Source organism: Microbacterium sp. BR1 (genome assembly GCF_002812725.1).
Lineage (GTDB): Bacteria > Actinomycetota > Actinomycetes > Actinomycetales > Microbacteriaceae > Microbacterium.
Genome location: NZ_NMUN01000009.1, coordinates 304294 through 327374, shown reverse-complemented (window position 1 = coordinate 327374; position 23081 = coordinate 304294). Strand labels below are relative to the sequence as shown.

General features: G+C 69.8%; 17 protein-coding genes. 7 read left to right on the top strand and 10 right to left on the bottom strand.

All coding sequences use genetic code 11. The features are described from left to right. Nucleotides 1-50: 50 nt before the first annotated feature. Nucleotides 51-1178 carry an Rv2578c family radical SAM protein gene (locus CGU35_RS15675; protein WP_100812439.1) on the bottom strand — a complete coding sequence of 376 codons (1128 nt, stop codon included), beginning with the start codon at nt 1176-1178 and terminating at the stop codon, nt 51-53. A gap of 86 nt (nt 1179-1264) precedes the next feature. On the opposite strand from CGU35_RS15675, the gene CGU35_RS15670 reads away from it, so the two are divergent. Further along, nucleotides 1265-2245, top strand: a complete 981-nt coding sequence (locus CGU35_RS15670; protein ID WP_100812396.1) for a M15 family metallopeptidase — start codon at nt 1265-1267, stop codon at nt 2243-2245. Nucleotides 2246-2287: 42 nt separating this feature from the next. On the opposite strand, the gene CGU35_RS15665 is transcribed toward CGU35_RS15670, so the two are convergent. The 6 genes from CGU35_RS15665 to CGU35_RS15640 form a co-directional block, all read right to left on the bottom strand. Next, nucleotides 2288-3169, bottom strand: coding sequence for a siderophore-interacting protein (locus CGU35_RS15665; RefSeq protein WP_100812395.1), 882 nt, complete (start codon nt 3167-3169; stop codon nt 2288-2290). A 32-nt stretch (nt 3170-3201) separates the two neighbouring features. After that, a complete protein-coding gene (locus CGU35_RS15660) occupies nt 3202-4038 on the bottom strand; it encodes an energy-coupling factor transporter transmembrane component T (protein ID WP_100812394.1) in 837 nt (278 codons plus the stop codon). Next, nucleotides 4035-5885, bottom strand: coding sequence for an ABC transporter ATP-binding protein (locus tag CGU35_RS15655; RefSeq protein WP_198519617.1), 1851 nt, complete (start codon nt 5883-5885; stop codon nt 4035-4037). Before CGU35_RS15655 ends, CGU35_RS15660 begins: the two co-directional genes overlap by 4 nt. 122 nt (nt 5886-6007) lie before the next feature. Continuing rightward, the gene (locus CGU35_RS15650) at nt 6008-6559 is read right to left on the bottom strand and encodes an ECF transporter S component (protein ID WP_100812393.1); all 552 of its coding nucleotides are present in this window, start codon (nt 6557-6559) and stop codon (nt 6008-6010) included. Between the two features lie 73 nt (nt 6560-6632). Continuing rightward, nucleotides 6633-7679 carry a pirin family protein gene (locus tag CGU35_RS15645; protein ID WP_100812392.1) on the bottom strand — a complete coding sequence of 349 codons (1047 nt, stop codon included), beginning with the start codon at nt 7677-7679 and terminating at the stop codon, nt 6633-6635. Next, on the bottom strand, nt 7676-8047 hold the full coding sequence (locus CGU35_RS15640) for a GNAT family N-acetyltransferase (protein ID WP_232711349.1): 372 nt from the start codon (nt 8045-8047) through the stop codon (nt 7676-7678). The genes CGU35_RS15645 and CGU35_RS15640 overlap by 4 nt, the downstream gene beginning before the upstream one ends. A 120-nt stretch (nt 8048-8167) precedes the next feature. On the opposite strand from CGU35_RS15640, the gene CGU35_RS15635 reads away from it, so the two are divergent. The 5 genes from CGU35_RS15635 (at nt 8168) to CGU35_RS15615 (ending at nt 18630) form a co-directional block, all read left to right on the top strand. Beyond that, a complete protein-coding gene (locus tag CGU35_RS15635; RefSeq protein WP_100812390.1) occupies nt 8168-10750 on the top strand; it encodes a DEAD/DEAH box helicase in 2583 nt (860 codons plus the stop codon). Between the two features lie 228 nt (nt 10751-10978). Then, nucleotides 10979-13027: a DNA helicase RecQ gene (gene recQ, locus CGU35_RS15630; protein WP_232711348.1), complete on the top strand. Its 2049-nt coding sequence runs from the start codon at nt 10979-10981 to the stop codon at nt 13025-13027. Between the two features lie 691 nt (nt 13028-13718). Continuing rightward, nucleotides 13719-15833 carry an acyl-CoA dehydrogenase family protein gene (locus tag CGU35_RS15625; protein WP_100812389.1) on the top strand — a complete coding sequence of 705 codons (2115 nt, stop codon included), beginning with the start codon at nt 13719-13721 and terminating at the stop codon, nt 15831-15833. Nucleotides 15834-15951: 118 nt separating this feature from the next. Continuing rightward, entirely contained in the window at nt 15952-16212 is a 261-nt protein-coding gene (locus tag CGU35_RS15620) for a DUF6458 family protein (RefSeq protein WP_100812388.1), read from the top strand. Between the two features lie 72 nt (nt 16213-16284). Then, nucleotides 16285-18630 (top strand): ATP-binding cassette domain-containing protein, encoded by a 2346-nt coding sequence (locus CGU35_RS15615; protein WP_100812387.1) that lies wholly within the window; start codon nt 16285-16287, stop codon nt 18628-18630. A 35-nt stretch (nt 18631-18665) separates the two neighbouring features. On the opposite strand, the gene CGU35_RS15610 is transcribed toward CGU35_RS15615, so the two are convergent. From CGU35_RS15610 to CGU35_RS15600, 3 genes are read right to left on the bottom strand one after another with little or no spacing between them, the layout of a single operon-like run. After that, on the bottom strand, nt 18666-19151 hold the full coding sequence (locus CGU35_RS15610; protein ID WP_146048066.1) for a recombinase family protein: 486 nt from the start codon (nt 19149-19151) through the stop codon (nt 18666-18668). A gap of 55 nt (nt 19152-19206) precedes the next feature. Beyond that, on the bottom strand, nt 19207-20946 hold the full coding sequence (locus CGU35_RS15605; protein WP_100812386.1) for a cation:proton antiporter: 1740 nt from the start codon (nt 20944-20946) through the stop codon (nt 19207-19209). Nucleotides 20947-20952: 6 nt separating this feature from the next. Continuing rightward, a complete protein-coding gene (locus tag CGU35_RS15600; RefSeq protein WP_100812385.1) occupies nt 20953-21960 on the bottom strand; it encodes a malate dehydrogenase in 1008 nt (335 codons plus the stop codon). Nucleotides 21961-22041: 81 nt separating this feature from the next. Between CGU35_RS15600 and pip the strand changes: the two genes are divergently transcribed. Continuing rightward, on the top strand, nt 22042-23055 hold the full coding sequence (gene pip, locus CGU35_RS15595; RefSeq protein WP_100812384.1) for a prolyl aminopeptidase: 1014 nt from the start codon (nt 22042-22044) through the stop codon (nt 23053-23055). The last annotated feature ends 26 nt before the right edge of the window (nt 23056-23081 follow it).

Here is a 23081-nt window from a genome sequence, read left to right as displayed (position 1 = left end):
GCGCCGGCGCAGGCGGGGTGTCTCGCCCGGGTTGGTGCGACGGCTTCGTGTCAGAACAGGGTCGGCGGGTCCACGTCGAAGCGCGGGCCCGCCGTCGACGGTCGTCCCGGCCGGCTATCGCGGCGTGCCGACCACACCGGTCCACCCGCGGACCTTGCCCCGGCCGACGGCGTCGTGATGACCGGACCCGGCCCGCGCGCCCGCATCGTCTGTTCCTCTTCGGCACGCCCATCGAGTTTGTGCGCCCGGATCAGCGGTCGCACGCGTTTCGCGAGCCACTGCCGGTACCCCTTCGGTGCGTTCGCGGTCGCGCCCGGATACAGGCCGCGGTACGACGAGACGAGCTCCGGATGCTCCCGCTCGAGCCACTGCATGAACCAGGGTTTGACTCCCGGACGCAGGTGCAGTGCGCCGTAGACGACCCGCACCGCTCCGGCGTCCTTGATGCGGGCGAGCGCGTCGTCGAGCGCGGGGATCGAGTCGGTCAGATGCGGCATCACGGGCATCATGAAGACCGTCACCGCGAAGCCGGCCGCGGTCGCCGCTCGCACGGCCGCGAGGCGTGCGGTCGCCGTCGGCGTTCCGGGCTCGATCGAGCGCTGCAGGGTGTCGTCGAACACGGCGATCGAGAAAGCCAGATCGACGGGCACCTGTTCGCGCGCGGCGGACAGCACGCCGAGGTCGCGTCGGATCAGTGTTCCCTTGGTGAGGATCGACAGGGGCGTGCCGGACTCGGCCAGGGCTTCGATGATCGACGGCATCAGTGCATAGCGCCCCTCGGCGCGCTGATACGGATCGGTGTTCGTGCCGAGGGCAACGTGCTCGTGCTGCCAGGATCCGGCACGCAACTCACGCCGCAAGACCTCGGCCAGGTTGGTCTTGACGATGATCTGCGAGTCGAAGTCGGCTCCCGCGTCGAGGTCGAGATACTCGTGCGTGCCGCGAGCAAAGCAGTATGAGCATGCATGGCTGCAGCCCCGATACGGATTGATCGTCCAGTTGAACGGCATCGCCGAAGCGCCCGGCACGTGGTTCAGGGCGGACTTCGCGAGCACCTCATGGAACGTGATCCCGGCGAACTCGGGGGTCGTGACGGAACGCACGAGCCCGTCCATGCGCTCCAGACCGGGAAGTGCGGATTCGTCCGCAACTCCGAGTTGTTGTCCCCGCCAGCGCATCCCATATTCGAACATAAAGCCGAAGCATCCGTCAACCGCCACTTCGTCGGGGGCGAGCACCCAGGCTGATCGGACAGAATGATTGGATGACCTCCGCGACCGGGTCACCCGAATCCCGCCGCGCTGCCCGGAACTCAGCACCTCGATCCCCGAGCGCGCGTCGGCTCGCCGCTGCCTCGGTCGTGGTGGCACTCGCCGTGGCCGCTGTGGCGGGCATCGGCGGCGCGCTCGCCGCCCCGCGCCAAGGCTCGTCGCAGAACGCGGCCGAGATCGTGACGCCGCCGCCCCCGGCCGCTACGGCGATCCCGGTGCCGACCCGCTCTGAGGTGCCCCTGGCAGAGGTCGCGTTGTGCGACCGCCCCGAGGTTCAGGCTGGACTCGCGGCCGGCGACGACAGCGCCGTCATCGGCGCGGCCGGTGGGGGAGAGGGGCTCCGGCAGGCGGTGATTCGCGGTATCGCGCCGTGCATCGACCTGCGCGACCCGTCGCACGTGTGGTTCGTCGTCAACAAGGCCATGCCGATGGAGCCGATCGACTACGCACCCGCCGATTGGGTGGCGCCATCGAACGTGCCGCTCGGCAACCTCGCCGCCGTGCGGACGGACATCGCGCCGACCGTCACCGCGATGTTCGAGGCATCCGTCGCCGCCGGAACCGGCCGGATCGGCATGCAGAACGGTTATCGCGGCTACTCCGTGCAGCAGCGCATCCACAACGACCGCGTCGCGTCGCTCGGCAAAGAGGCCGGTGAGCGCCTGGCCGCGCGGCCGGGGTACAGCGAGCACCAGTCGGGCATCGCGATGGACGTTTTCGGATGCACGCCGGGATGCTCGTCGTCGGAGCAGTTCGGGACGACGGCGACCTACCAGTGGGTGGTCGAGCACAGCTGGGAGTTCGGCTGGATCATCCGCTACGAGGACGGCCAGACCCCCATCACGGGGTACGACCCCGAGGCCTGGCACCTGCGCTACATCGGGCCTGAGCTCGCCGCGGCCTACCACGCGGGCGGATTCCACACGCTCGAGGAGTTCTTCGGTCTGCCCGCGGCACCCGGCTACCTCGACTGAGCCCGGCGCGACTCATCGCGCGCCCTTGTGTGTGGCCGCGATTCATCGCGTGCTCTTCTCGGCGGACTGTGGCCCGGCTGCGGAGTGCGCCCCGACGCGCCAGTATCCGCAGAAGCTGATGAGCGACTTGTCGAGCCCGCGCTCCGCGATCAGGTGCCGACGAGCGGCGGCGGGCAGCGCCTGTTCTCCGACGACGTACGCGTGACAGGATGCCGCGGGCACATCGTCTCCCGTCAGTTCGGCCAGTGCCGACAGCGCCAGCGTTCCCGGCACCCGCGCGTAGTCGTCGCGGATGAGCCAGCGCACCTCGACACCGGCGGGTCGGTCGAACGCGAGTGCATCTTCGGCCGAGGGCACCTCGATCAGGGCCAGGCCCGAGGCGTCCGCGGGCAGGCTCGCGCAGATCCCGGCGATCGCGGGTAGGCCGGTTTCGTCCGCGACGAGCAGCACGTTCTGCACGCCGCGTTCGGGGTTGAACGCGATCCCCTCGTCGATGATCACGACGCTCTCGCCGGGCACGCAGGTCTCGGCCCAGCTCGACGCCGGTCCCGCGGTACCGTCCTCGGCCGACCCGTGCAGGACGAAGTCCACGTCGATCTCGGCGCTCGCTGCATCCGTCGCGGGGCGATAGGCACGCACCGTGTAGTTGCGCATGACGGGCCGATCGCCCTCGGGGATGCGCAGGAACCGCAGGTAGCCGATCAGCTTGTTCGCCTTCGCCGGGATGCGCTCGAGCCCGGCTGCACCACCGACAGGAAGGAACAGGCGGAACCACTGGTCGTAGCCCATGGGTACAAAACGATCGACTTCGCCGGCGCCGAGCGTCACCCGTGCCCGGTGCCGCGAGAGGCGCTCGGCGCGGAGCACCTCGAGGCGGATGAGCCGCTGTTCGGTGGGCTTGACGAGTCTGCTGGCCTGCGCCATGCGGCTCCTTTCGAGAGGTGCGGTCCGGGGGGTCACGCCCAGGGGCGGAGAGTCAGGAAGATCGCCGCGGTCGCGCTCCAGAACAGCGCGATGAACACGACGTCGCGCGCCCGGAACGGTATGCGGTACCTCTCGGTGCGGCGGGGGTATGCGCCGAACGCCCGCGAATCCATCGACAGCGCGACGCGCTCCGCATGCCGGATGGCTCCGGCGAGCAGCGGTACGACATACCCCATCCGGCGGCGCACCACGGCGATCGGGCCGCGACCGTGCGAAGCGCCGCGAACGCGGTGCGCCGCACGGATCACCTCGAGCTCGTACCCGAAGCGCGGCACGAAACGGAACGCCGCGAGAGCGGTGTATCCGACACGGTAGGGCACGCGCAGCTGTTGGATCATCGAGCGGGTCAGGTCGGCGCCCGTCGTCGTCAGCCCGCCGACCAGGGCCAGTGTCAGAATCGCCCCGAGTCGCAGCGCGGTCGCGAAGCCGACCTCGAGCGCCTCGCCGTAGAGGGTCCAGGACCCGATCTGCAGGACGACGACGTCGTGCGAGATGCGCGAGGCATCCGTCCACAGCGAGAAGGCGATGCCGATGACGATCAGGGACGCAGGCACGGCCAGCAGCAGGACGGCCAGCATCCTGGCCGACAGGCGCGCCCCCACGAAGATGACGGCGTACGCGAGCACGAGGAACGCGGTCGGCGTCTGCAGGTCCCGCACCGCGAGCAGCGCGAGCATCGCCGGCACGGGTGCGGCGATCTTGGCGAGGGGATTCAGAGCGTAGAGAAAGCGCTCGCGCGGGGCGCGGTCGAGGTGGCGGACGTCGTCGGGGTCGTTCCCGCGTGCGCGCACCGGCGTGGCGGCGGTCATCGCGCGACCCCCTCGGTCGATCCGGGTCGTGTTCGCGCCTCTTCTCCACGGACATGGCCCGAATCCGCGGGGAGCGCCCCCGGCAGGTCGGCCATCCGCACGATGCCCGAGAGTTCCGGATGCGTCGGCAGGTCGGCCAGCGCAGACGCCAACGGAGGCCGGCGCAGTCCCGCGGACCGCAGCAGCTCACCATCCGCGAAGACCTCCGCGGTCGGCGCGTGCGCCAGCAGTCGCCCCTCGGCGACGACCGCGGTGTGCGTGGCGTACTCGGTCACGAGCTGCATGTCGTGCGTCACGACGATGACCGTCGTACCCTGCGCGTTCAGCCCCGCGAGGATCCCGAGCAGTTCATCGGCGCGCGCGCGGTCCTGGCCGAACGTCGGCTCGTCGAGCGCGAGCACCGGCGCGCCGGCGATCAGCGCCGTGCCCACCGAGAGCCGCCGCTTCTGCCCGCCCGAGAGCAGGAAGGGATGGGATGCCTCGCGTCCGGTCAACCCGAAACGCTCGAGCATGTCCGCGACCCGCGCCTGGATCTCGGCCTCGCCCGTGCCGCGCAGGCGGAGTCCCTGCGCGAGCTCGTCGAAGACGGTGTTCGTGATGAACTGGTGCTCGGGATTCTGGAAGACGAAGCCGATCCGTGCGGTCAGCGCCGCGACATCCGCGCGTGCCGGGTCGACGCCGTCCACGAAGACGCGTCCACGGGGCGGCGGAACGACTCCCGCGATCGCCTGCACCAGCGTCGTCTTTCCCGCGCCGTTCGGCCCGACGACCGCGAGGAACTCGCCGGCGTGCACGTCGAGGTCGATGTCGTGCAGCACCGGGGTTCGTCCCCGCCGCACCGAAAGGTCGCGGACGCGGATGATCGGCTCGGGTGGGGAGATCTTCGCGTCGTACGGCGCCGGGCCCGGAGCATCCGTTCGCGTGACATGCGGCCGTGCCTGATCCGCCCCGGGCCGGGGGGCGCTCTCGAGGGCTGCGCGCAGCTCGGCCGCGGTGAGGGGGAGAGGGTCGATCGCATAGCCCGCCGAGCGCAGCCGGAGCGCCGCGAGCGTGGACACCGGCAGCCACACGCCGAGCCCGCTCAGCTCGGCGGCGCGTCCGCGCAGCACGTCATCCGTGGGCCCGTCCGCGACGAGGCGCCCGTTCGCATCGAGCGCGATCACACGGGTGACGAGCTCGATGATGGCGTCCAGGTTGTGCTCGACCATCACGATCGAACGATCGCCCACAGCCACGACGTCGGCGAGAGCCGCAGCGACATCGTCGATCCCCCGCGGGTCGAGATTCGCCGTGGGCTCGTCCAGAACGACGAGGCCCGAACCCATGGCGAGCGCGGACGCGATCGCGAGTCGCTGCCGACCGCCGCCCGACAGGCGGTCGGGGTTGTCGTCACGTCGTTCCCACAGGCCGACGCGACGCAGGGATGCCTCGGCTCGCGCGAGGACCTCGTCAACCGGGAGGGCGAGGTTTTCGGGACCGAAAGCCACCTCGTCCAAGACGGTCGATGTGACGATCTGCGCATCCGGGTCTTGGAAGACCATGGCGACGTCGGTGCTCAGCTCGGCGACCGTTGCCCCTGCGGCGTCCCGTCCGCCGATGCGCACGCTGCCCACGACATCCGCGGGAATCGCGTGGGGGATCAGGCCGTTCAGGGTGAGCGTCAGGGTCGACTTACCGGATCCGCTCGGACCCAGAACGAGGACCACCTCGCCGACGCCGATCGAGAACGAGACACCGTCGGGCGCCGCGTGCTCCGCACCCGGGTATCGGACGGAGAGGCCCGCCGCGGTCACCGAGACGCCCGCGGGACGAAGCTGCGCGGGAGGGGTGTCGTGGGGTGTGGTCACGGAGTCCTCGGGTCGGAACCCAGCGAATCGGGAACGCCCTGATTCATACCCCAATTTAGCTGAGCCTTACCTTGCCCGGCAACGAACGCTCTCACGGGGGGACGCGCGTGGCGCCGACCGTTTCAGCGCGGGACGCGCGCGACGCCCGCGCGACGCAGGGCGGCGCCGATGCCCAGTCCGACGGCGGTCCAGGCGATGGGTCCCAGGATCGAGAGGGCGATGTAGAGGACGCGCGCCCACGGAGCGAGCTGTTCGAGGGGGACCACGAAGCCGACGACGACCGCGATGATGATCCCGATGATCGCCGCCGAGACGAAGAAGCGCCACGCGCCCCACGCCCGATAGCGGGTCAGGGCCGCCACGCCCTCTTGGATGAGGCCGAACAGCAGAGCCGTGCCGAGAAAACGCGGAGCCCACGCGGGGTTGAATGCGCTCGCGACGAGCGCCGCGATCAGATGAGTGAGCAGCGCGACGAAGGGCATGCGCAGGAGTTCCTGCGCGATGATTCCGGCCAGGACGTGCGAGCCCAGCACCAGGCCGTAGGCGACGCCAGCTGTCGCGATGATCACGACCGGCGTGAGCCATCCGGCCACCGCGCCGACCAGACCCGTTGCGACGCCGATCGCCGCGCACGTGAGCAGCACGCGCGTGGTCAGGGGGCTTCGGGTCCGCACCCCGTCAGGTTATCGCCCGGCGGGGCCACGCGGGCGACGCGTGCGCCGGACATAAACGTGCCCCGCGGATGAATCAGGCGCGTCTGCGCCGCGGGGTCAGTCGCACGGCGGGCAGCGGCGGCGCCGGGACGCGCTCGTCGCCGTGATCGACGACATGACCGAAGCGAGCGGAGCCCGCCTCCCACGCGTCCCGGGCTTCGACGATCTCGTCGTGGCTGCGCCCGACGAAGTTCCACCACATGACCAGATCGGATTCGAACGGCTCGCCGCCGATCAGGAACAGGGTCGCGGCCTCGCTCGCGGTCACATCGACGTGGTCGCGGTCGAGGCCGAGATACAGCAGCTCGTGGGGGCCGAGCGGTGCGTCGTGGTGGTCGGCGGAGGGCGGGGCCGACGCATCCGTCCCGGTGTTGAATGGAGCCGTGTTGATCGGAGTCGTGTCGACGCGGGCCGTGCCGAATGCGCCCACGAGCGCGTACTCCCAGTCGCGCCGGAGCGGGATGCGAACTGTCGATCCCGTCGCAATGGCGATCTCGGCGCCGACGAGCGGTGTGAAGGCGCTCGCCGGAGAGGTGGTGCCGCCGAGCTCTCCCATCACGACCGTTGCGGTGCCGCTGGGGGTGCCGTCGGGCGCGGTCAACCCGAGTGTCGGGAGGTCAGTGTGCCGTTCGAAGGCGGGTGCGCCGTGGCGGCGGGCGTCGGGCAGGGCGATCCACAGCTGCAGGGCATCGAGCGGGATCGGTCCGTCGCCGACCGAGTACTCGGAGTGCGAGATCCCCGCGCCGCTCGTCATCAGATTGAGTTCGCCCCGCGTGACGACCACGTCGCTGTCGACGCTGTCGCGGTGGCGCACCTCGCCGACGAAGGGCCACGTCACCGTCTGCAGGCCGATGTGCGGGTGCGGTTCGACGCGCATGAGCGCGTCCTGCGGGCCGAAGCGATCGAGGAAGCACCAGGCGCCGACCATCGGCAACTCGCGGTGCGGCAGGATGCGACGCACCTCCATGGCCCGAACCCCGCCCAGGGGCACGTCGCGTGCCTCGAGGCGGAGCGCACGCGGGCCGTCGCAGTCGGATGCGTGCTGCACATCCTCGGCGCCGGCGGCGTCCAGCCGGGTCATCCCGCAGACTCGCCCGTCGTTGCGGACTCCTGAGCGTCGGATTCCTCCGGCCAGTCGACGATGCCGCCCGGGACCTCATGGTCCTTCAGATAGCTGGCGATGAAGGGGCAGAGCGGGACGATGATCTCGCCGCGGCGTGCTGCGTCCGAGAGTGCCTCGGAGGCGATGATGTCGCCGAAGCCGCGACCGCGGAAGGCCTTGTCGACCTCGGTGTGGGTGAACGCGATGCGCCCGCCCTCGCTGACTTCGAACACGGCGAACCCGGCGACCGCGTCGCCATCCTTCAGTTCGTAGCGGCTGCGTTCTTCGTTGCGGATGACCGTCGGGGCGGCCGGGGACTCGTTCATAGCGCTGCCGTCGTGGCTCATGGAATTCCTTCCCTCGGTTTCTCCAACGTATGCGCCGGACCCGGTGTTCCGCCACGGGGTAGACGGCGCATGAAAGGGCATTCGGTCCGGTTCTCTCGCCGCATGGGGAAGACTCGACGGATGGACCTTCTCGCGCGGATGCCCCCGAGCGCGGACGCGAACGCGCATGCCAGCGCGGACGAGATCTACGATGCATTCGTCGACTGGGCGTCCGAGCGCGGCCTCGGCCTCTACCCGGCGCAGGACGAGGCGATAATCGAACTCGTCTCGGGCGCGCACGTGATCCTGTCGACGCCCACGGGCACGGGCAAATCGCTCGTCGCGGTCGCGGCTCACGCGGCATGCCTTGCTCGTGGCGGACGCACGTATTACACCGCGCCGATCAAGGCGCTCGTGAGTGAGAAATTCTTCGCGCTCGTCGAGATCTTCGGCGCGTCCAACGTGGGCATGGTGACGGGGGACTCGTCGGTCAATCCGGATGCTCCGATCATCTGCTGCACGGCCGAGATCCTCGCAAACCTCGCGTTACGCCAGGGCGCCGACGCATCCGTCGACCAGGTCGTGATGGACGAGTTCCACTACTACGGTGATCCCGACCGCGGGTGGGCCTGGCAAGTGCCGCTGCTGCTGCTCCCCCGCGCGCAGTTCCTGCTGATGTCCGCCACGCTCGGCGACGTGACGCCGATCGCCGAGGACCTCGAGCGCCGCACGGGGCGGCCGGTCGCGCTGGTGACAGGTGTCGAGCGGCCGGTACCGCTGCACTTCTCGTACTCGAAGGACCAGATCCACGAGGCCGTCGAAGAGCTGCTCGAGACGAAGCAGGCGCCGATCTACGTCGTCCACTTCTCGCAGGCCGCGGCGATGGAGCGGGCGCAGGCGCTCTCGAGCGTCAAGATCGTCTCGCGCGCCCAGCGCGACGAGATCGCCGACGCGATAGGCGGATTCCGCTTCACGACGGGCTTCGGCAAGACCCTCTCGCGTCTCGTGCGCGCGGGGATCGGCGTGCACCACGCCGGCATGCTGCCGCGCTACCGCCGGCTCGTCGAGACCCTGGCCCAGCGCGGGCTGCTGCGGGTCATCTGCGGCACCGACACCTTGGGCGTCGGAATCAACGTCCCGATCCGGACGGTGCTGATCACGGCGCTGTCGAAGTACGACGGGCAGCGGATGCGTCAGCTCAGCGCCCGCGAATTCCACCAGATCGCCGGCCGTGCCGGCCGCGCGGGGTACGACACCGCCGGGACGGTCGTCGTGATGGCGCCCGAGCACGAGATCGAAAACGAGGCGGCTCTGCGCAAGGCCGCGGCCAAGCAGGCGCAGAACCCCTCGTCCAAAGCGAAGAACATCGTCCGCAAGAAGGCGCCGCAGGGGTTCGTGTCGTGGGGCGAGGCCTCGTTCGACAAGCTCGTCGTGGCCGAACCCGAGCCTCTCGCGCCGCAGATGCAGCTCACGGCCGCGATGCTCATCAACGTCATCGCGCGCGGGGGCGACGTCTTCGCCAACGTCCGATCGCTCGTCTTCGACAACCACGAGCCTTTCGCGCGGCGATTCGCGCTCGCCCGGCGGGCGCTGGCGATCTTCCGCACGCTCCGCCAGGCGGGCATCGTCGAGCTGGCGCCGGGTGGCAGCATCCGTCTGACCGTCGACCTGCAGCCCAACTTCGCGCTCAACCAGCCGCTCTCGCCGTTCGCGCTCGCCGCGATCGAGCTGCTGGACCGGGACGACGGTCCGGGCGCCGCGGGCACGGGCCACTACGCGCTCGATGTGCTGAGCGTCATCGAGGCGACGCTCGACGACCCGCGACCCGTTCTGTCGCAGCAGCAGTTCCGCGCGCGCGGCGAGGCGGTCGCCGCGATGAAACGCGAGGGCATGGAGTACGACGACCGCATGGCGGCCCTCGAGGAGGTCACCCACCCGCAGCCCCTGGCCGAACTGCTCGCCCAGGCGTACGAGGTGTTCGCGTCGAGCCAGCCGTGGATCCGCGACTTCGAGCTCTCGCCCAAGTCCGTCGTCCGCGACATGTACGAGCGCGCGCTCTCGTTCGGCGAGTTCGTCTCGCTCTATCAACTCGGTCGCAGCGAGGGCCTCGTCTTGCGCTACCTCAGCGATGCCTACCGTGCGATCCGGCAGACCGTCCCGATCGAGGCGCAGACCGACGACCTGCTCGACGTCGTGGCGTGGCTCGGCGAACTCGTCCGCCAGGTCGACTCGAGCCTCGTCGACGAGTGGGAGAGCCTGATCAACCCGGTGACGGACCCGTCCGCGCCCGTCGTGCCCCCGCCGCCGCCCTCGCTCGTGCGCAACCGGCGCGCTTTCACGGTGCTCGTGCGCAACGAGCTCTTTCGGCGCATCCGGCTCGCCGCCCTGCAGCACGACGACGAGCTCGTCGAACTGCGCATCCGGCTCGCCGCCCTGCAGCACGACGACGAGCTCGTCGAACTCGATCCCGACGCCGGATGGCCCGAGGCGCTCGATGCGTACTTCGATGAGCACGACGAGATCCTCACGGGTGGGCCGGCACGCTCGCCCGGCCTCGTCACGATCGACGATACGGATGCCGCGGACGGAATATGGCGTGTCGAGCAGACCGTGGACGACCCTGACGGGAACCACGACTGGCGCATCCGCGCGACGGTGGACCTCGAGGCATCCGACGAGGAGGGCGCCGCGGTGCTTCACGTCGACGAGGTCCTCCGCCTCTGACTTCGAGCCCCCCGAGCCCTTCGCCTCGGTGCCCCGACGTGTCACTCGCTGAGCCCGGTGTCCGCGCAGGACGCTGATGTCCCACATCCCTGGTTGTTGTCCCACTTTCCCCGGTTGTTGTCCCACTTCTCCTCGGTGTGGGCGCCTGATAGTGCTGGAAAGTGGGACATCCCCCGGGCTGGGGAGAACGTCGGCCTCAGCGTCGGGGGCGCTCGTTACACTCGACAGGTGCCCCCCGCCCCCGCTGACCCGACCGCCGCGGGAGACGCGTGGGCCGGTGCGTGGGACGAACCACCACCGGATGACTGGGCCCCCGAACCCGACGACTGGGTGCCGCCGCCCGACACGGGCGCACCCCCGCCCGACTGGGCCGCCTCGACGCCGCTCGCCACCGGCTCCAACCGCCCGGCCGCAGCGACGACCGATCCTCCGCGAGAGCGCCGCGCTGCCGCATCCGGGTACACCACTCCGCTCGACGCCCTCCGCACCGTGTACGGCTACGACGCCTTCCGCGGCGATCAGGCCGAGGTCATCCAGCACGTCGTCGCGGGCGGGGACGCGATCGTCCTGATGCCCACGGGCGCCGGCAAGAGCGTCTGCTACCAGGTGCCGGCGCTCGTGCGTGAGGGCACAGGGCTCGTCGTCTCGCCCCTCATCGCGCTCATGCACGACCAGGTCGATGCTCTCCGTGCCAACGGTGTCCGGGCCGCGTACCTCAACTCGACGCAGGCGCCCGACGAGCGCGCCCAGGTCGAGCGGGCCTACCTCGCGGGCGAGCTGGACATGCTCTATGTCGCGCCCGAGCGCCTCAACACCTCATCCACCGCGCGCCTCCTCGAGGGCGGCAAGCTCAGCGTCATCGCGATCGACGAGGCGCACTGCGTCTCGCAGTGGGGGCACGACTTCCGGCCCGACTACCTCGGGCTCGGCGACCTGGCCGAGCGTTTTCCCGGTGTTCCCCGCCTCGCGCTGACCGCGACGGCAACTCCGGCCACGCACGCCGAGATCGGCGAGCGGCTGCGTCTGCCCGAGGCTCGGCACTTCGTCGCGAGCTTCGACCGTCCGAACATCCAGTACCGCGTCGAACCCAAGGTCGAGCCGCGCAAGCAGTTGCTGGCGTTCATCCGTTCGCAGCCCGAGGGTGCTGCCGGGATCGTCTACGCCCTCAGCAGGAAGAGTGTCGACCAGACCGCGGCATACCTTCGCACGCAGGGAATCAATGCGCTGCCGTATCACGCGGGTCTCGATGCCTCGACGCGCGCGACACACCAATCGCGCTTCCTTCGCGAAGACGGCGTCGTCATGGTCGCCACGATCGCCTTCGGGATGGGGATCGACAAGCCCGATGTGCGCTTCGTCGCCCACGTCGACCTGCCGAAGTCCGTCGAGGGCTACTACCAGGAGACGGGGCGTGCGGGCCGCGATGGCGAGCCATCCGTCGCCTGGATGGTCTACGGCCTCGGTGACGTGGTGCAGCAGCGCCGCATGATCGACCAGAGCCCCGGCGACCGGTCGTACAAGACGCGGCTGGGTCAGCACCTCGACGCGATGCTGGCACTCTGCGAGACGGTCGGATGCCGTAGGCAGAACCTGCTCGGATATTTCGGTGAGGCATCCGGTCCGTGCGGCAACTGCGACACGTGTCTGACGCCCCCGGAGACCTGGGACGGGCTGGTCGCCGCGCAGAAGCTGCTGTCGACCATCGTTCGCCTGCAGCGCGAGCGGGGTCAGGCGTTCGGCGCGGGCCATCTCGTCGACATCCTCCGCGGGGCGTCGACAGACCGCATTCGTCAGCAGGGACACGACAAGCTCTCCACCTACGGCCTCGGGTCCGAACTCAGTGACCAGGACTGGCGGAGCGTCATCCGGCAGCTCTTGGCTCGCGGAATCCTGGTGGCGCAGGGCGAGTACGGCACCCTGGCTCTCGGCGAACCGGCCGGCGCGGTGCTGCGCGGCGAAGCTCCCGTTCCCTTGCGTCGCGATGTGCTCGGGCGGACGGGAGGCGGCGGTGGCGCCTCGCGCTCGCGTCGTGCGGCGGCTTCGGCTGACGTGGATGCCGCGGACCAGCCGCTGTTCGAGGCGCTTCGGGCGTGGCGCGCCGAGACCGCGCGCGAGCTGGGCATGCCGGCGTACATCGTTTTCGGTGACGCGACCCTGCGCGCCCTCGCGGAGCACCGCCCCTCGTCTGCGGCGGAACTCGACGGCATCACGGGCATCGGCGCCAAGAAGCGCGAGGCGTACGGCGAGGCCGTGCTCGCGGTGATCGCCTCCGCCTGACCACGTGTGTGGGGAGCCGATGACCACCCGGCGCACAGGGCGTACCTCTCGTCCGCTCGCGTTATGCGCGTCCCACCCCTTCGTCGAGCACCCGCTCGTCGAGCACCCCTCGTCGACCACCCGCTCGTCTTGGGGCGTCAGAATCACCGCGGGGCGTGGGGTCCGGCGCCCCGCGGTGATTCCCACGCCCCAAGTGCGGGGAAGCGGGGACTCGCGGGTCGTCCCAAGGCGCGGAGCGGAGCCCAGGGTCGCCCCGAGTGCGGGGAGTGGCATCCGTGGGTCGCCCGGAGGCGGGGAGTGGAGCCCGGGGTCGCCCCGAGTGTGGGCCGCGGAGCCCGCCCGTCGCCCACTTGTGTGGGGAGGCGACAATCGGCCCGCGGACGTGGCCGCGCACTTGGGGCGTCAGAATCACCGCGGGGCGTGGGATCCGGCGCCCCGCGGTAATTCCCACGCCCCAAGTGCGGGGGAAGCGGGACTCGCGCGTCCCCCCGAGTGCGGGGAGTGGCATCCACGGGTCGCCCGGAGGTGGAGCGCGGAGCCCGCCCGTCGCCCACTTGTGTGGGGAGGCGACAATCGGCCGGCGGGACGGGGCCGCGCGCTCTTGGTGCTTACGTACAGCCTTGTTGGGTCATCGTTGTCGCAGTCCTACGATAACGACAGACCTCAAGTTTTCCCTGTCGAGAGGACAGTCATGGCTGACACCGCCGTTCGCTCCCCCAAGCCCTCGAGCGACAAGCGCACCCCCGCGGGTGGTGCGGCTCACGCGCCCAACAGCGCCGCCGAGGCGTCCGATCCGCGCATCGATATCGAGCATGTGACAGACCTGCTGCTCGGCACGTGGGCCGACACCCGCCGCGTCGCGCGCGAGATGACGAAGAATCCCGAACTCTGGCGTGACGACTCACTCGCGATGGACGAGCACCGCGCGCGGGTGCTCGGGCAGTTGCATCTGCTCGTCGAGCAGGGCGGCGTGCACCGCGCCTTCCCGAAGGCGTACGGCGGCGAAGAGAACAACGGATCGAACATCGCGGGCTTCGAAGAACTCGTCACGGCCGATCCGAGCCTGCAGATCAAGGCGGGCGTCCAATGGGGCCTGTTCGGTTCGGCGGTGCTGCAACTCGGCACGAAAGAGCACCACGACAAGTGGCTGCCCGGCATCATGAGCCTCGAGATCCCCGGCGCCTTCGCGATGACGGAAACGGGTCACGGATCGGATGTCGCGGCCATCGGTACGACAGCGACGTACGACCCCGAGACCGAGGAGTTCGTCATCCAGACGCCGTTCCGCGGCGCGTGGAAGGACTACCTCGGCAACGCCGCGCTGCACGGCATCGCGGCAACGGTGTTCGCGCAACTCATCACGAACGGCGTCAACCATGGCGTGCACTGCTTCTACGTTCCGCTCCGCGACGAGAACGGCGCCTTCCTGCCGGGCATCGGGGGCGAGGACGACGGCCTCAAGGGCGGGCTGAACGGCATCGACAACGGTCGCCTGCACTTCGACGGCGTGCGCGTGCCCCGCACCAATCTGCTCAACAAGTACGGCGACGTCGCCGCGGATGGCACCTACTCGAGCGACATCTCCAGCCCCGGGCGCCGTTTCTTCACGATGCTCGGCACCCTCGTCCAGGGGCGCGTCTCGCTCGACGGCTCCGCGATGTGGGCCTCGGCTCTCGGTCTGAACATCGCGATCACGTACGCCACGCAGCGTCGCCAGTTCGACTCCGGTACGGGCTCGGAAGAGGTCGTGCTGATGGACTACGGCCGGCACCAGCGTCGCCTGCTCCCGCGTCTGGCGACGACCTACGCGGGCCTCTTCGCGCACGACGAGTTCCTGCAGAAGTTCGACGCCGTCTTCAGCGGTGTGGCCGACACCGACGCCGACCGCGAGGATCTCGAAACCCTCGCGGCGGCGCTCAAGCCGCTGTCGACGTGGCACGCCCTCGACACGCTGCAGGAGGCGCGCGAGGCATGCGGGGGCAACGGTTTCCTGTTCGAGAACCGCCTGGTGGGCCTGCGCGCCGACCTCGACATCTTCGCCACGTTCGAGGGTGACAACAACGTGCTGCTGCAGCTCGTCGGCAAGCGCCTGCTGACCGACTACGGGCGCCAGTTCAAGGACAAGGATGCGCGGGCCCTCGCTGCCTTCGCCGTCGGGCAGACCGCGGGCAAGGTCTTCCACGGTGCGGGTCTTCGTCAGCTCGGTCAGGCCGTCACGGACTTCGGCTCGACGGCACGAGCTGTCGAGCGAGGCCTGCGCGCCGACCAGCAGCACGAGCTGCTCGCCGGACGCGTGCAGCAGATGGTGGCAGACATCGCCGGACGCCTGCGCCCCGCCGCGAAGCTGCCGCGCGACGAAGCCGCGGCACTCTTCAACGCCAACCAGTCCGAGCTGATCGAGGCGGCCCGCGCTCATGGCGAACTGCTGCAGTGGGAGGCGTTCACGGATGCCCTGGCGCGCGTGACGGACGACGGAAGCCGTCAGGTGCTGACGTGGCTGCGCGATCTCTTCGGCCTCAGCGTGATCGAGAAGCACCTGGCTTGGTACCTGATCAACGGACGTCTCTCGACGCAGCGTGCCGGGGCGGTGTCGAGCTACATCGACCGCCTGTGCGTGCGGCTGCGGCCCCATGCACTCGACCTCGTCGAAGCCTTCGGGTTCGCTCCCGAGCACGTGCGCGCGCCGATCGCGACGGGCGCCGAGAAGGTCCGACAGGACGAGGCGCGGGCGTACTACGCGAATCTCGAGGCATCCGGATCGGCTCCCGTGCCCGAGAAGAAGGCGACGACTCCCGCGCGCGCCTGAGTCTTTATCGCATGCCGAAGACCGGGCGCAACCCATCGCGCCCGGTCTTCGGCATGCGTATGGTCGTGCGCGGCACGCCGTTCGGCGGTGCCGAGAATCGGCGAAAGCAGGCACCCCAATGAGCATCGGATTCGGCATCTTCCTCTTCGCGGTCGGCGCGATCTGCGCCTTCGCGCTCAACGTCGACCTGGGCTGGATCGACATCAAGACCGTGGGTTACATCCTGATGGGCGCGGGCGTGATCATCACGATCATCGGCATCGCGCTGCTGGCACGCCGTCGTAGCGTCGCCTCGACCACCCGAAGCGGTGTCGACCCGGTCTCGGGTGAGCGCATCACGCGCAGCGAGACCAGCGCCCCCGAAGACCCCCGGGTCTGAGCACCGAGCACACCGCGGACACATGGCGACCGCGGAGTGCGGCACACTGGACCCCGAGCAAGGGGGGCACAGATGGTCGATCGGTCGGCAGGGCACATCGCGGACGCGCACGAGGTCATTCGGGTCATCGGCGCGCGCGAGAACAATCTGAAGGACGTCTCCCTCGAGATTCCGAAGAGGCGATTGACGGTCTTCACGGGGGTGAGCGGGTCGGGCAAGTCATCGCTCGTCTTCGGCACGATCGCCGCCGAATCGCAGCGGCTGATCAACGAGACGTACTCGACGTTCATCCAGCAGTTCATGGCCGCGCCCGACCGTCCCGATGTCGACGCGCTCGAGAATCTCTCGCCCGCGATCCTCGTCGACCAGGAGCGGATGGGCGCGAACGCCCGCTCCACGGTCGGCACCGCGACGGACGCGCACGCGATGCTGCGGATGCTCTTCAGCCGTCTCGGAGTGCCGCACATCGGCTCGCCGCAGGCCTTCTCGTTCAACGTTCCGTCGGTGAGCGGCTCGGGCGTGATCAAGAAGGACGACGGCACCCGTGAGGCGCGATCGTTCACGGTGACGGGAGGGATGTGTCCGCGCTGCGAGGGGCTCGGCGAGGCGAGCGACATCGACCTGGACGAGCTGTTCGACGCCGACAAGTCCCTCGTCGAGGGTGCCCTCACCATCCCCGGATACAGCGTGGACGGCTGGATGGTTCGCATCTTCACCGAGTCGGGCTTTCTCGACCCGGACAAGAAGATCCGCGACTACACCGAGCAGGAGCGCCAGGACTTCCTCTACAAAGAGCCCGTCAAGGTCAAGATGCGCGACTTCAACATGACCTATGAGGGCCTCGTACCCAAGGTCACGAAGAGCTTCCTGCAGAAGGACCGGGACGCGCTGCAGCCGCACATCCGGGCATTCGTCGACCGGGCGGTCAAGTTCACGGCCTGTCCCGCGTGTGACGGAACACGGCTGAGCGAGGCCGCTCGGTCGTCGAAGATCGGCGGGGTGAGCATCGCGGATGCCGCGGCCATGCAGATCACGGACCTCGCCGCCTGGCTGCGCACCGTCGACGATCCCGAGGTCGCGCCGCTTCTCGCGGGGCTCCGGCACCTGGTCGACTCGTTCGTCGAGATCGGGCTCGGGTACCTCTCGCTCGACCGCTCGAGCGGCACGCTCTCGGGCGGCGAGGCGCAGCGCACCAAGATGATCCGCCACCTCGGCTCGAGTCTGACCGACATCACCTACGTGTTCGACGAGCCGACCGCGGGCCTGCACCCGCACGACATCGAGCGCATGAACGATCTGCTGCTGCGCCTGCGCGATAAGGGCAACACGGTGCTCGTCGTCGAGCACAAGCCCGAGGTGATCGCGATCGCCGACCACGTCGTGGACCTCGGTCCGGGCGCCGGGCGGAGCGGGGGCCGGATCACCTACACCGGGGATGTCCCGGGCCTGCGTGCCTCGGACACGCTGACGGGCCGTCACCTGGACCACCGCGCCCGCCTCAAATCGTCGGTGCGCGCATCGAAGAGCGCCCTGCAGATCCGCGGGGCGACGCAGCACAACCTGCAGAACGTGGATGTGGATGTCCCGCTCGGCATCCTGACCGTCGTGACCGGGGTCGCGGGGTCGGGCAAGTCGTCGCTGATCCACGGGCACCTGCCCTCGTTCGATGACGTGGTCGTCGTCGATCAGGCCCCGATCCGCGGCTCGCGTCGGAGCAACCCGGCCACGTACACGGGCGTGCTCGACGGCATCCGCTCGGCCTTCGCGAAGGCGAACGGCGTCAAGCCCGCCCTGTTCAGCGCCAACTCGGCCGGCGCCTGCCCCGTCTGCAAGGGCCTCGGCATCATCATCACCGAGCTCGGGTTCGCATCGACGGTCGAGACCGTCTGCGAGGTGTGCGAGGGCAAGGGCTTCTCGGACGAGGTGCTCGAGTACCGCCTGAACGGCAAGAACATCCACGAGGTCATGTCGATGTCGGCGGCCGAGGCATCCGAGTTCTTCGCGTCGGGGCCCGCACACACGACGCTCGCCCGGATGGTCGACGTGGGGTTGGCGTACATCACGCTCGGGCAGCGCCTGAACACCCTCTCGGGCGGCGAGCGGCAGCGCCTCAAGCTCGCGATCAGCATGGCCAAGAAGGGCGCGGTGTACGTGCTCGACGAGCCGACGACCGGCCTCCACCTGGCCGACGTCGACAACCTGCTCGGCCTGCTCGATCGTCTCGTCGACGCCGGCAACTCGGTCATCGTGATCGAGCATCACCAGGCCGTCATGGCGCACGCGGACTGGATCATCGACATGGGCCCGGGCGCGGGGCGCGACGGCGGCCGGGTCGTCTTCGAGGGCTCACCGGCCGATCTCGTCGAGTCCGGCGACACGCTGACCGCCCAGCACCTGCGGGCGTACGTCGCGGACTGATGTCTCGGGCCGGCACCGACCGGGGTCGGCCGCGGTCAGCGTCCCGTGTCGAACAGGTGCCGACCGCCGTGGCTGAGGACCTTCACGACGACACCGCGGGCGTGCAACTCGCTGACGGCGCGTGTCTCTTCGTCGATGTCGCGCCCGAGGGCGTGCACATTCGCGACGACGAGCACATCGCCGTGCTGCAGCGTCGCGAAGAAACGAGCGAGTCGGTCCGACCAACCCTCGAGGATCTCGGGTGCGGGGTGGCGGAACCCCGCGATCGGGACCCCGAACCGGGTGAGCTCGTCGCGCTGCTCCGTGACCGAGGGCATTCCCTCCCGCGCGACGACGAGCCCGACGAGCCGGGCGCCGGCGGGCCGAGCGAGCCACCAGTCGCGGTCGCGCTGGAGCTCTGTGAAGCACTTCGGGCATTCCGCGGCGAGATGCGGAAGATTCAGGGGAGCCGTGGCATCCGAGCCGTCGGCCGAGGGCGCGTGCGAGAGACTGTCGCCGACACTGTCGATCGTTTCGCTCATGGGTGCTCCCTGCTTACCGTCCCCGCATGATCAATTGTGCACGAGCACGAGCCCGCTATTCGTCACCCTCATCGAGTCGCATCCGGATGCTGAGTTCGTCGGCGTCGAGGGCCTCCAGCGAGCGGCGCAGCGCCGCGGTGCTGTACGTTCCGTCGCGCCTGAGCTCCAACAGGCGCTCACGCATGGCGCGGATGATCTCGAGTCTGAGCTCGCTCATCTCCACTGCGTGCGCGCTGGACTCGTCTTCGGTCGGCTGCAGGATGCGTGCTCTCACCCGAGAGACGACGTCGGTGTCGAAGGGCGTTCCGCTCGCGCGGCGCAGATCCGCCGAAGCCAGCGCCTGCGCGGCGGCCGTGCGGAGTTCGTCCTCGAGGCCGTCACGTTCCTCATCCGAGGGCCCCCCGCCGGTGCCCGCCAGCCCGAGCCGGCGAGCGAGCCACCCCAGCGTCGAGCCCTGGATCAACAGGGTCCCCGCGGCGACGAAGAACGCCACGAGCAGGAGGGTCGCGCGGCTGTCGGTGTCGCGCGGCAGCGTCTGCGCTGCGGCGACGGTCACGGCGCCACGCATGCCGGCCCAGACGATCAGGGAGCCGTGACGCCAGCCCAGGGGGGACGCCTCGTAGTAATCGAGGTCCGCGCGCGCCCGTGTCATGCGCGTGCGGAAGATGTTCATCCGGCGTGGATTCTTCACGCCCCGCGCGTTGATGCCGCGCGATCCATGGCCCGGCGGGGCATCGGATGCCGCGGCATCCGTGACCTCCTTGTCCCAATCGTCGAAGCGCCCGCGTACCGACGAGATCCGGCGTGCCCGCCGGCTCTGCGCCCAGACGAGGGGCGCGACGTAGACGATGCGGACGGCGAGCACCACGAGGATCGCAACCGACGCGAGGGTCATCGCGTGCCAGACGCCCTCGTGCTTCTGCTCGCTCTCGACGACGAGCCCGTACAACTCGAGCCCCATGATGAGGAAGACGGCGCCCTCGAGCACGAGCTCGACCGTCCTCCAGTTGAGGGTGTCCGACATGCGCTGTTCGGCCGAGAACCAGCGCGCGGATCCCTGGCCCGTCACGATCCCCGCCACGACCGCCGCGACGAGTCCCGAGCCACCGAAGTGCTCGGCGGGAACGTAGGCGAGGAAGGGGATGGTGAAGCTCAGCGCGGTGTTCGCGGTGGGGCTGGCGACCCAGGCGCGAACGCGCAGGTTGACGAACCCGACCACGGCCCCGACGAGGACGGCCCAGAACACGGCCCACCCGAAGTCCAGCACGCTGTCGAAGACCGAAAAGGATCCCGTCACGGCGGCGAGGGCCGAGCTGAGCAGCACCAGCGCCGTCGCGTCGTTGAGCAGGCTCTCGCCCTCGAGCACCGTCACGATGCGCGGCGATATCCCGAGCTTGCGCACGATCGAGGTCGCCACCGCGTCCGTGGGGCTGAGGATGGCCCCGAGGGCCACCGCGAGCGCGAACCCGAGCCCGGGCACCAGGAGGGCGAAGACGCCGCCCAGCACGAGCGACGAGATCAGAACGAGTCCGACCGAGAGCCCGCCGATCAGCCCGAAATCGCGCCGGAACTCCACCGCGGGCAGTGATACCGCCGCCGAGTAGAGCAGCGGGGGCAGGATGCCCGCCAGGATCCACTCGGGCTCCACTTCGAACTCGGGGACGAAGGGCAGAAAGCTGACGACGATGCCCAGCGCGACCAGCGCGAGGGGTCCTGCGACGCCGACGCGCGGTGCGAGGGCCGTCACGAGCGCTATCGCGACGATGCCGCCGGCGACCAGCAGGATCAGATCCATGGCGTTCTACAGGGCCCCGAGGCTGCGAACCGCGTCGCGCTCGGCCTCGAGTTCGGCCACCGAGTGGAACAGCCGGGCTCGCGCACGCTCGTCGAGCGCGAGACCCTCGACGACGTGCCACGACCCCTCCGCGGCCGTCACGGGAAACGAGCAGACGAGTCCCTCGGGCACGTCGTACTCGCCGCGCGAGACGAGGGCGGCGGATGTCCAGCCCGCGGTCGTCCCGTTGACCCAGTCGCCGACGTGCCGGATCGCCGCGTTGGCCGCGCTCGCGACCGACGACGAGCCGCGCACCTCGATGATCTCGGCCCCGCGTCGCGCGACCCGGGGGATGAAGACGTCGTCGAGCCAGGCCCGTGCCGCCTCGGCGGCGCCCAGGCGTTCGGCGAGGGCGTCGATGACCGGGCGTCCGGACACGGTGGCATGCGAGACATCCGGGAACTGCGTCGCCGAATGATTGCCCCAGATCGTGACGTCGCGGAGAGCCGAAGCGGGAACGTCCAACGCCGCGGCCAGCTGTCCGAGTGCGCGATCGTGGTCGAGGCGGGTCAACGCCGTGAATCTTTCCGGCGGGATGTCGCCGGCCGACGAGGCCGCGATCAGAGTGTTCGTGTTCGCGGGGTTGCCGACCACGACGACCCGCACGTCGTCCGCCGCTCCCTCACCGATCGCCGCGCCCTGGGGGCCGAAGATGCCCGCGTTCGCAGCGAGCAGGTCGCCGCGTTCCATACCCGGGCCCCGGGGGCGTGCGCCGACCAGCATCGCGATATTGCAGCCGTCGAACGCCCGACCCGGGTCATCCGTCACCTCCACGTCGCGCAGCAATGGGAACGCGCAGTCCTGCAGTTCGAGCGCCGCCCCCTCGGCCGAGCGAACGCCGGCCGGGATCTCGAGCAGGCGCAACCGCACGGGGCGGTCACCACCCAGCATGTCGCCGGCGGCGATGCGGAACAGCAGGGCGTAGCCGATCTGCCCACCCGCGCCGGTGATCGTGACGGTCGTCGCGTGATCCATGCGATAGAGCCTAGAGGTCGGTGTCGATCGACCACGGGAGGGCGTCTCGGTGTTCGGCGGGGGACGCGATAGCGTGGCCGAATGGTGTCCACCCCCGACGAGAGCTCCGCGGCGCACGCCTCGCCGCATCCCGTCTCGTCGCCCCTGTACCCGCCGATCGAACCCTACGAATCCGGCGAGCTGCTGGTGGGGGACGGCCAGCGCATCTACTGGGAGTGCAGCGGCAATCCGGAGGGCAAGCCCGTCGTGTTCCTGCACGGCGGACCGGGCGCGGGAACATCGCCCTGGCACCGCCGGCTGTTCGACCCCGAGAAGTACCGCATCGTGCTGTTCGATCAGCGCGGCTGCGGGCGCAGCACGCCGCACGCGAGCGACCCCGGCGAGGACCTCCGCTACAACACGACCTGGCACCTAGTCGCCGACATCGAACTGCTGCGCAAGAACCTCGGCATCGCGCGCTGGCAGGTCTTCGGGGGCTCGTGGGGGAGTGCCCTGGCGCTCGCGTACGCGCAGACGCATCCGGCTGTCGTGACCGAGATCATCCTGCGCGGCGTCTTCACCTTGCGTCGCCACGAGCTGGAGTGGTTCTACGAGGGCGGCGCCTCGGCGATCTTCCCGGACCTGTGGGAGGAGTTCATCGCGCCGATCCCGGTGCTGGAGCGCTCGCGCATGATCGATGCCTACCACCGGCGCTTGACCGACCCCGACCCGAACGTGCACGTGCCGGCCGCCATCGCGTGGAGTCGCTGGGAGGCATCCACCCTCACCCTGCGGCCCGACGCGGCACTCGTCGAGCAGATGACCCAGCCCGCGGCCGCCACGGCCTTCGCGCGCATCGAGAACCACTACTTCGTGCACGGCGGCTGGTTCCGCGAGGGACAGCTGATCGAGGATGTCGGGATCCTCCGCGACATCCCCGCCGTGATCGTGCAGGGTCGCTACGACATCTGCACTCCCGCGATGACGGCGTGGGACCTGCGCCGGGCCTGGCCCGAGGCGCACTTCGTGCTCGTCGCCGACGCCGGTCACTCGGCGACGGAACCCGCCATCCAATCCGCGCTCGTTTCCGCGACGGACCGCTTCGCTTCACGCTGACCGGATATCCTCCTCTCCTCCGCCCC